Genomic DNA, 10,936 nt, shown 5'->3' with positions numbered 1-10,936 from the left:
CACCTCCCCCCACGAACCCCGTCAGCCTGCCCATCACCGACGGCCCCCCGCAGCAGTCCACCCCTCCCAAGGGCACCGAGCTGTCCGGCTTCGTGAACCCGAACGGAGCGGCGGGTACGGGCTCCATGGCCGACGTACTCGGCGGTGGCACATCGCCCGCCCAGCCGACCACCACGCAGCCGCAACCCGCCGCCCCCGTCACGGCTCCGCAGAGCGGCGGCGGCACCCCGTTCGTGCCCATCGCCGACAGCACACCGCAGAACCAGAACCAGCCCCAGAACCAACCCCAGAACCAGGGCCCGAGCCAGACCGGCGCCCCCGGCTCCGCACCGGCCGGCACGGGGCCTCTGTCCCCCCGGGGCGGGATCCAGGGCGGCGTTACCCCGCCCGCCGGGCGACCCGGCTTCTCCGCACCGTCCCTGTCGGCGCCCGTACCCCAGCGCGGTACGAACCCGCGACCGGAGGACCAGACGACGAACACGGTGCCGCTGGGCACGGCCATCCCCGTACCGCCGCCTCTGCCGAAGTCGAAGCCCAAGAAGTCGTCGTCCACCGGCCAGACCCCGACGATGGTGTCGCCCTCCCCGAACGCCGTCGCCCCCTCCCAGTGGAAGCCCCGCAAGAACGACGCGCGGCCGACGCCCCTGCGCACCGAGCGGTTCGACCCCAAGTCCGATCCGCTGGCCTCCAACCGGCCGGGGCTCCTCAACGGCTGGGGCACCCTCATCCGCACGGACATCCGCCGTATCCAGGCGGACAACGGCACCTGGGTACGCCACCTCACCGTCGAGCTACCGGTGAAGGCGGGCAACGGTTTCGACACGAACCAGATCCCGGCCCTGGAGCAGCACATCCAGGATCTGTTCGACACGCACGTCAACACCGGCTTTACGTTGCCCAAGTCCGGTGACCAGCTGAGCATCGACGTGAAGCTGACGCCGGTCACGGACACCAACCCGTACGCGGTCAACGTCTCCGTCTCGCCCACCCCCGAGCGGTCCGACCAGCTCAACTTCAACCTGCACCCGCCGACCGCCACCCCCTCCCAGAAGGTCACGGACGACGCGACCCTGCTGCACGAGGTGCTGCACTACACCGGGCTCAGCGACCGCTACCGCGACAGCAACTCGCTCTTCCGGCGCGGCCCGGGCAAGGGCGACACGACGGGTCTCATGGCGGATGTGACCTCGCTGCCCGACGGCACGTTCCCGCAGGAGTACCTGGCCGAGATCGAGAACGCCACCGACTCCGGCCCTGTCGTCCACGACCTCCCGCTCACCTCTCAGCCCGCCGCGTCCCCGCAGAACAGCGGCACCGGCGAAGCGGCACCGAGCGAGTCCGACGGCCCCACCTTCCCGGAGACGTCCAACGCGCCGCCGGTGACCTCGGAGGACGACGACGGGTCCTCCTCCGAGGACGAGGACCCGGAGGACGAGTTCCACGACGCGCTGTCGGACTTGCCGGACGATCAGGAGGTGGTGGCGCCCGAGGACCTGCCACTGCCCGAAAGCGGTGAGCCCTCCGGGGCGGCGAGCCCGGTGCAGGCCGAGGACACCGTCCTGGCACCGCAGGAACTCACCACGGAGGTCGACCAGGAACTCGTCACGGAACTCACCCAGAAGCTTGAGGAGATCGTCCAGAGCGACGTGGCGAATGACCCGCTGCCCGCTACGAATGCGGAGGACACCGATCTGTCCCCGTCCACGTCGGTGACACCCCCTGTCACCGGGACAACTCCTCCGACTGAGTCGAAGAGCCCCGCCCCTTCGAACGAGCTGGCCGACAACTCGGTTCCGTCACAGCTTCCCCAGGACATCGACGAGTCCGGCGATGAGACGACTCAACCACCGAAGAACGAAGCCGAGGCGAAGGCCGTGCCTGAGTCGGAGTCGACGGTCTCGGAGGTGACGGAGTCACCGGAGCAGCAGGTGGGGTCCGAGCCTAAGAACGAGTCGCCGAAGCAGCCGGTGGAATCGGAGTCGGAGGTCGTGGCTGAGACCGAGCTCGTGGTCTCGGAGGTGACGGAGTCGCCGAAGCAGTCGGTGGGGTCCGAGGTCGTGACTGAGACCGAGTCGCCGAAGCAGCCAGTGGAGTCCGACTCGGAGCTCGTGACTGAGATCGAGCCCGTGGTCTCGGAGGTGACCGAGTCGCCGGAGCAGGTGGTGCAGCCCGAGACGAAGTCCGAGCAGGAAGAGCAGTCGTCCTCGCTCAATCCCCTTCAGGACCCAGAGCCCGTGAAGGCGCAGGGCGAGAAACCGCAGGACACCAAGTCCCCCGAGACCGCGCCGACCGAGCTGTCGCGCATGGATCCCGCGTTCCTGCCCCAGCAGCCCATCGCGATGGACGCCGTGCGTCAGCCCCCCGCGCGGGTCAGCGAAAACGGGCGGATCGGAGGCTCCGACACCGTGGTGAGCCTGCGCGCGGACGACGTCGAGGTCGTCGACCAGATCACCCGGATGCTCTCGAAGGCCTTCGGAGGGGACATGGGCGCGGCCACGACCATCGCCCAGGACTTCTTCGACCCGCACACCCTGCGGCCCACCCTGTCCTCGCTCTCCCGCGGCGAGATCCTGGCGGCCCCCTTCAAGGCGAACGGCTGGGCCGGCAGGATCACGCTCCAGGCCACCGTCGACCAGATGGCGTTCGAGAACTTCACTGAGGGCTTCGAGTTCGAGATCGGCTCGGAACGGCAGGCGACCTTCGGCACCACACAGAACACCCGCTGGCAGGGTGCCGGAGGGATCCGGGCGAACTTCAGACTCAACGACGGAAGCGTCGCGGTGCCGCTCGCCTACGGCCGCGACGGGATGAAGGGCTCGTCCCGCGGCGACGACGCCAAGGCAGTCGTCAAGGCGGCGACCACCGAGCAGGCCTCGATCTTCGGTGCCAATGTCAAGCTGACCGTGGACTTCAGCGACCTGACGAAGAACGGTGTGCCCGTCGTCACCAGCCCCACGCCCTTCGGTACCCAGACGCTGTACGCCGACATCGGTGCGACGGTCGCCATCCCGACCCGCGAGACCCTTGACGCCCAGGGCGACAAGGCCCCCCTCGACAAGCGGTTCGACGCTCCCCAGCGTGTGATCGACGGGCGGCGGCTCGGCTCCTCCGATGTGGTCGCTGAGGTCTATTCCAACGGCTCCACGGGCAACGGTTCCTCCGACAACAACTCCGACGCCGTGGCGGAGATCTTCGGCCAGGTGGACAAACAGGGGGCGCAGTACGCCGGAAGTCTGTGGCCGGAGCTGAAGCAGAAGCTGCTGGCCGAGGTCGACCTCACCCGGCTTCAGCAGGACCTGAAGTCGATGATGGCCGGGGAGAAGATCCATCTCGAGGTCAGTGGAAACCTCGGCCTGACCACCGCGGGCGTGGACATCAGCGCCTCGGTGAAGTCCATGAAGCACACGGACAACACCGCCGAGACCGAGTTCACCACCGGCACCAGCGTCCAGCGGTCGAACGCCACCCAGACGACCAAGGTCGAAAGGCTCATCGTGCCGGCTCCCCTGGCGGGTACGGTCACCGCGAGTCGGCCCATGACCGAGGGCGCCGGCGGGACCGCCTCCTTCTTCGGTGACCGGGTGAAACTGTCCGGCAAGGGGCAGGAGCTGGCGCAGACACTCAAGATCAAGACACCGGGGGCCTTCTTCGACGGAGTCGCCACCCTGCACCTGGACTTCACCACGAGTGGGCCGACCGGCACGAAGAAGGGCAGCGCCGACGCGGAGGTGGGCTTCCGGACGCTGATCGAGCAGAACGAGGCCCAAGAACTCACGACCGGCGGGACCGGCGGGATCAGCGAGTCCGGCGGGATCAGCGAGCCTGGCGGGATCAGCGAGACCGGCGAGATCAGCGAGACCGGCGTGCCCGAGGGGACTTCGGCCGACCCGACCCGGCCCGCGATCGACCCCACGAAGCCACCGGCCCCGCCCGCCCGCCGTACCTTCGAGCCCGGCACCGACGTCTACGCCCCTCCGGACAGTGTCTGGCCCTCCGCCACGGAGGGCACCTCCAGCGGTCTCGGCGACACCACCGTCGTTCGCGACGTCAACGACATCGCCCCCTTGCACGACGCGCTGGACAAGGCCGGAAAGAAGGCACTCGGCGGCGACTGGAAGAACGTCCGGCAGGAGATCCAGCAGGCGTTCAACATCACCAAGGTCGCGGCACGGTTGACCTCCATGACGCGTGGCCTGGAGCTGGAGACGCCACAACTGTCGACCGCGCTGCTGAAATCGGGTGTCAAGGTCTCCGCCACGGCCCGCGTGGTGGAGATGGAGTTCAAACGCTACGACGACGCCGCCCGCGTCAACCCGATCCTGGAGAACGCCGTCTCCTCGGGCAACCGGGCCGGACTGGCCACCTCGGGCACCGTGCAGGGCTCGGTCGAGGGGGCGATCGGGACATCCCCCGTCGCCGTCGGCGGTGCCTACAGCCGCCTTGAGATCCAGCGCGGCGCCGTGCAGAACAGCACCTCCGGGAAGATCTCCTCCAACGCCAAGTTCACCCAGCCCCAGGCGCTGTTCACCTCCAAGATCCAGGTCGATCTGAAGATGACCGTCGGGGGCAGGACGCAGCCCTTCAGCGTCGATCTGCCCGTTGAACTCAGTCTTCCGGCCGCGGACGCCAAGACCTTCAAGGTGGGCGAGGACGGGCACGCGGTCTTCACCGGCCCCGGTTCCGGCACACCGCAGGAGTCTCAGCCGCCCGCGGAACTGCACGATCCACCGCAGCGCCTCGCCGAGCGAGGGGAGCTGAGCGCCTCGGACATCGTCCTCAGTCTCAACGGCAACGACACGGCGGTGCTGAACACCATCGAGAGCACCCTGACCAAGCACGCCGGCACCATTCCGGACAAGTTGCGGATGCGTCTGCACGACGCGTTCGACTCCTTCGCCATCAAGTCGCAGCTGTCCAAACTCAGCCGGGGCGGCCAGATCAGCGAGAACATCTCGGTCGGCGGCTACAAGGGCTCGGTGACGGTCACGGCCAAGCTAAAGGACCTCACCCATACCGAAACCGTGGAGCAGTTCGAGTTCGAGGGCGGCTCGCAGCTGCGCGACACCTCCGGTATCGCCAGGAACGAGATATCCCGCAACACCACCTCCTTCACGGTGAAGGCCAAGGCCCCGCAGGTCGACATCACGCTCGGCTACGGACGCCTCGGTGACAGCGCCAACACCGGCGTGACCGTGGAGAGCGGCGGCGGAACGGTCAGCAAGAGCAAGACGGTGGAACCCGGCGCCCTGTTCTCGGGGACCGCCGAGTACAGCATCGACTTCGACCTGAAGTCGACCTTGGGGAAGCGGTTCCCCATGCAGAACACCGCGGTGGATGTCGACGCCACCGTGGCCGTACCACTGCGCGATGCCCCGCGGAAGGGAGACACGGCCCCGGCGCCCGTCCAGCAGAACCTGGCGCCGCCCCAGCGGATCGAGCAGACGCAGCGGCTGGGATCCTCCGATGTGGTCACCAATGTGTTCGCCCTGGACGGCGGCGGAATGAAGGCCACGGTCCAGAGCATCGCGGCGGACGGCAAGCAGACGCTGGGCTCGGACTGGCCCGGGATGCAGAAGAAGATCCTCGCCAAGCTGGACCCGGACAACCTTCACGCTCAGCTCAAGCCGATGATGGCCGGGCACGAGATCGTCCTGAAGCACGGCCGGAGCACCGTACGGATCTCGGCCGCGGTGTCGAGTCTGGAGCAGACCGGCGAGCTCGCACCGACCGACTTCACCAGCGGTACCAGCGTCGCGCGCAACCTGCCCGGCGCGGACGGCCTCAACTCGTCCGGCGGCCGGGGCGCCAACCTCTACTCGGTGGGAGTCCAGGCGAACTCCCTGCCGGCCGGACCGGCCGCCACCGGAGGCGGAACCGTGACCCATGGAAGGGGACAGGACCGGACGGACTCCCATGGGAAGTCGGTGTCCTCTGGTGTGACGCGCAAGGGCAAGTCCCCCGCGACCGCCTACACGGGGCAGGCGCGGCTCATCTTCAAGATGGAGCGAAAGCCGCTGGTCACCCTTGGCGACAGCAACCGGGTGGTGCCCCCGTCCGCGCCGAGTACGTCCGCCATTCACAATTTCTCCGCGTACTCCGTCGAGCAGAGCGCGAACGGTGACCCCAGCGCGCAGCCGACGCAAGGGCCGGGCAACCCGGTGTCCGCCCTCGCCGGCAAGGCCAAGGAGACCGTCGGCCGGATCGGCACCGCCAACCGAACCATCGTCACGGCCGACGTCGGGTTCACGGCCGCTATCGAAGCCGCCGACGGCCGCCCCACCGACACGCCCCAGCGCTTTGACGCACCCAAGCACCGCCTCCCGGCCCCGCCCGAGCCGGTGTCGGCCACGCCCGAGCCCAAGCCGGTCAAGGTGCCGCCACGGCGCGTCTTCGAGCAGGGCCTGCGTGACCTGGACGTCATGCGCTGGTTCGGCGACGTCTCAGGTGTCCAGGACATCCTGCGGACCCGCGGACCGGAGTTCTTCGGCAAGTCCACGTGGTCGCGGGTGAAGAACGTCCTGCTCAACACCAACAGCCACAGCCAGCTCTCCGGCCGGTTCGGCTCGGCGTCCCGGGGGGAGCCCCTCGTCAGTCCGGCTCCCGGCCGCCGCCTCTTCACGTCCAATGTGGGCGTCGAGACCTCGATGAAGATCGTCCAGCTGGAGTACCAGAGCACCGACGACAACGCGCAGCTCGCCGTGTCCAACGACGTGTCGACGACGTCGGGCCGGGCCGTACTGGACTGGAACATGTGGAACGGACGGGGCCAGGTGGGCGTCAAGGTGGACGGTGTGGGCGCCGCCCAGGGCACGTTCGCCGCCACCGGGTCCGTCACCCGGCAGCACCGTGAGGGGTCGCCGCAGGGCACCGGAGGCAAGTCGATGGCGGTGAGCCAGTTCCCGATGCCCCTGGCCCGGTACACCGGCTATGCCGAGGTCCAGCTCACCTTCGTCGACGGCAAGCGCAAGGTGGTCGAGAAGGGCCTGGTGCCCATCATGATCGATATCCCGCAGAGCGAGACCACGGACGCCACGGTCCTGAGCGACCACTACATGACCTTCAGCCCCGAGAACCCGGACGGCGACGAAGCGGTTCTCCCGAAGGCCCCCGGAACGCAGCCGCAGAACACCCTGGACGCAACGGAGATTCCGCTTGACAACGGGGAGACGACACAGCCCGAGAGCAAGGAGCCGAAGAGCACCGAGGAGGCGGAGGACAGCACGGAGGCAGGGAACAGCAAGGAGGCCGGGGACGGTAACAAGGCGGACGACAGCAAGGAGGCGGAGAACCGCAAGGAGGTCGAGGACGGCAAGGAGGTCGAGGACGGCAACCAGGTCGAGGCCAACAAGGACGTCGAGGACAACAAGGAGGCTGGAGACGGCAACAAGGCCGAGGACGGCAACAAGGCCGAGGACGGCAACAAGGCCGAGGACAGCAACAAGGCGGGGGACGGCAACGAGGCCGAGGCCGGCAACAAGGCCGGGGACAACAACAAGGTCGAGGACAGCAGCGAGACGGAGGCCGGCAGCAAGGCCGACGACAAGCAGCAGACGGACGACAGCGAGCAGACCGGCGGCGGCAGCGTGGAAAACCCACGAGCGGTGGAACCGTCCGGTCAGCAGCTCGACGACGTGGTCGAGTTGTCGTCGCCGGAGGAGTCGGACACCGACCAGACGCCCTCGAAGAACACCGCCGCCGAGCTCGGATCGAAGCCGAGCGTGCAGATCCCGTCCGGCCGGGTGACCCCGGAGGACGGAGGCTCCCCGGTCACGCAATCGCCGCGGACGGCGGAGCCGGTGTCCCGGAACAAGCGCATCGAGGACATGGGGAGCGGCCTCGGCGCTCCCGAGACCTCGACCTTCGAGGGGATCAAGCGGGAGGAGCAGGCCGACGGCTCCACCACGTCGGACGACGCCCCCGGACTGGTGGAGACGTCCTCGCCGCAGGCGCCGAAGCAGCCCTTGGGCACGGACAGCGACACGGGCGGTCCGAACTCGCCGGTCTCCGCATCGGTTTCCGTACCGGACCCTGTATCGGACTCCGTATCAACCCCGGTAGCCGACTCGGTGCCGACGACATCCGAGAGCGGACCGAGGGGCCAACAGCTCAGAGTTCCGGCCGATGGCTACTGCCTGATCTACTCGCTGGTCGCGAGTGACCCCCAGCATGTGCGCGACACGCTCTCCCAGCAGGGCGTCGACCTCTCCACCGCGGCGTACGCGTGGCTGAGCGACCCGGCCGCGGTCCGGCAGGAACTGGACAACCGGGCACAGGCCATCTCGACCGGCCTCGTGCCCGCACCGAGCGCGGCGGACGCCACCATCGGCGCCGTACGGAACGTGGTCGAGAACTATCTGACCGACAGCCAGGGCACGCTTCCCCCGCAAGTGGTCGGCCAGTTCCGGCAGACGGTGGCGCAGGGGTACCCGGGCCGTCTGGAGTCCATGGGCCACGACCAGCTCCTGGCCGAGGCGCAGCGGCTCGGCATCGAGCACCTCACCCACCCGGAGGCGATCAACCCGGCGGATCTGCGCGCCGGCTACATCCAGTCCCGGACCCAGGAGCTCATCGGTACGGGGATGTCCCCGCAGGATGCCCGGGGCATGGCCGAGGCCGAGGTCCCCGTGCGGAGCGAGGGCGACGCCGCAGGCAGCGGATTCAGTCTGTCCGACGACGCCCTGAGCCCCCGGAGACAGTTCGACTACCTCCAGGCGCGCGGCGAGTTGCCCTCGCTCGACACGCTCTCGTCCGACGGGCTGCGCGAGGTGCTGTCGACCGCGTATCCGCAGAGCACGGCACCGCTGAACGACCAGGAGTTCGCGACGATTCTGCACGCGGTGCAGAACTGGAACACCATGTGGGCCACCGACCAGGGGGAGATCTTCCTGCCGTTGATGGCCCATGCCTTCGAACGGCAGGTGAACGTGCTGCGCGTCGACGGTCCGGACGGCCCGGGCTCCGCGCAGCCGGTGCAGACGGTCGGCCCGCAGGGTGCCCCGAGGATCGAGTTCTTCTACAACACCACCCACTACAGCGGCAGCGACGCCGTCGATGCCGAGGCGCCGCGACGTCGCTCCATCGCCGACGTCATCGACGGACTGTGAACCGTGACCGCGTTCGCCTCGTTGCTTTTGATGGTGAATCAACCCATACGTTCCCAGGATGAGGAGTTGGCCATGCAGGCACCACTCGAGTACGAGGCCCGGGAAACCCTGCAGTGCGCGGACGGCGCCTATCTGATGCTCGTCGACGAGGAGGGCCGGTACTCGGTCTGGCCCTCCGGGGTGGTCATACCCCGGGGCTGGACCCTGGTCCTGACGACGACCGAGCGGAAGAAGGCCGTGGAAGCCATCGGAGGACGGCTGCCGGACCTGCGGGCGGTGACCTTCGCCAAGCGCGGGAGTCTCCGGGCCTGAGTCCGGCAGGGTGTACGGGAGGGGGACGGCACGACGTGCCGTCCCCCTCCCGCACCGCACTCACGGCCAGTGTCCGCCCGGATCAGGACGGCGGTGGAGCAGCCAGTCCAGCATGCGCTTGATCTCACCCAGCGAGTGGACCTCCTCCAGGCAGATCCAGCAGGTCACCAGATGGGATTCGAAATCCGCTGTTTCGGCTGGTTCGAGAATCCCGAGTACGTACGCGCCCGATTCGGGACGCGGTTCGTCCGGCGGCATCACCATCGGGATCTCCAACGAACGTACCTTTCACGAACTCGGAACTCCAAGGAAACGAACCTCTCCCTTGAAGCAACGGAGTTCGTGGATGAGGGGTTCAACGACGCGCTCCGAACCGAGCGGTGACGTCGCTCGTGACATGGCTGAGGCGACGAGGCGCCGGGCGCCGGGGCGCCAGGGATCACGGCCGACAACCGCGTCACGCGTCAGAGAAATCACGAGTTCAGAGTCTTTGAGGGGACCACGAAGATGACTCCCAACCGGCACAGGGCACGAGTGCTGCGGGCCGAGGCGGCCGCAGCCGTGCTGGCGGGTTTCCTGCTGGCCGCCGGGGGCGCCCCACCGGCGTCGGCCTCCCCGTTCCCGGACGGCGTCCGGGCCGGGGCTCCGATGGACGCGGGGGACCCGGTCAAGTACTACATCGTCGGCAAGGAACGGGACGGCAAGCCCGAGTTCCTGTACTCCATCGCGGAGAAGGTCCTGGGTGACGGCAGCAGGTTCGGCGAGATCTTCGAGCTGAACAAGAACCGGGTCCAGGCCGACGGCGGCGTACTGACCCAGCCGACGGCCATCGAGGCGGGCTGGGTTCTCCAGCTGCCGGCCGACGCGAAGGGTGAGGGCGTCCGGGTCGGCGAGCTCCCGACGTCCGGTTCCGCGTCGCCGCCGCCGTCGCCCCGAGCGACCGCCACTCCTCAGCCGCAGGCTGTGGACTCGCCGCCGGGCGCCGCCGACTCGAACGGGCTGGCCCCCGTCCTGGGCGCCGGGGCCGCGGCCCTGCTGCTCGGCGCGATGGGCGGCTACGCCCTCCAGCGCCGCCGTACAGCAAGCCGTGCGACGAGCGGCATCGCGCCCGCGGCGGCCGTCACGTCGGTGAGCGGTACCGCGCCCGCGACGGCGGCTGTCCCGCCCGGCGCCCGGACGGAGGTCCTGTCGGGGCGGGACTCCGCCCGAGAGCGCCGCTCCCGAACCGGGCGGCAGCAGCCTGCCGGACGGGGAGCGCGACGCGCCGACGAGTCCGCCCCGCCGGTGGCCGCCCAGAGGCCCGAGCCGGCCGCGGACGGGGCGAGCGGCGTGGATTCCCCGGCCGGCCGGGAGGGACGTACAGGTCCTTCCACCGAGGTGGTGACCCTGACGGCCCCGGCGGCGATCCTGACGGCGCAGGCGCCAATCCTGACGTCCCCGACTGCGACTGCGACTGCGACCGCGTCCCTGACCCCGACCGCAACCGCAACTGCGGCCGCGTCCCCGACCCCGGCCCAGAC

3 protein-coding genes and 1 pseudogene are annotated in these 10,936 nt (G+C 69.1%); 3 read left to right on the top strand and 1 reads right to left on the bottom strand.

From position 1 onward, the window contains the following. The first annotated feature begins 92 nt into the window (after positions 1-92). On the top strand, positions 93-9,104 hold the full coding sequence (locus tag FNH04_RS31885; protein WP_228031727.1) for a hypothetical protein: 9,012 nt from the start codon (positions 93-95) through the stop codon (positions 9,102-9,104). A gap of 72 nt (positions 9,105-9,176) precedes the next feature. Beyond that, positions 9,177-9,416 carry an MbtH family NRPS accessory protein gene (locus tag FNH04_RS31880; RefSeq protein WP_194236880.1) on the top strand — a complete coding sequence of 80 codons (240 nt, stop codon included), beginning with the start codon at positions 9,177-9,179 and terminating at the stop codon, positions 9,414-9,416. A 60-nt stretch (positions 9,417-9,476) separates the two neighbouring features. On the opposite strand, the gene FNH04_RS31875 is transcribed toward FNH04_RS31880, so the two are convergent. Continuing rightward, positions 9,477-9,692 (bottom strand): anti-sigma factor, encoded by a 216-nt coding sequence (locus FNH04_RS31875; RefSeq protein WP_152789304.1) that lies wholly within the window; start codon positions 9,690-9,692, stop codon positions 9,477-9,479. 231 nt (positions 9,693-9,923) lie between these two features. Here FNH04_RS31875 and FNH04_RS31870 point away from each other — a divergent pair. After that, positions 9,924-10,936 (top strand): annotated as a pseudogene (locus FNH04_RS31870) (hypothetical protein); the annotation flags it as partial.

Origin of the sequence: Streptomyces phyllanthi, assembly GCF_009377205.1 — a bacterium.
In the GTDB taxonomy this organism is placed as follows: Bacteria; Actinomycetota; Actinomycetes; order Streptomycetales; family Streptomycetaceae; genus Streptomyces; species Streptomyces phyllanthi.
Note: the sequence above shows the minus strand (reverse complement) of the source record. Positions and strands in the feature narration are given on the sequence as shown.

Bases quoted from the DNA above. Each gene is read 5' to 3' on its own strand.
- FNH04_RS31880 (WP_194236880.1), top strand. From the start codon at position 9,177: ATGCAGGCACCACTCGAGTACGAGGCCCGGGAAACCCTGCAGTGCGCG.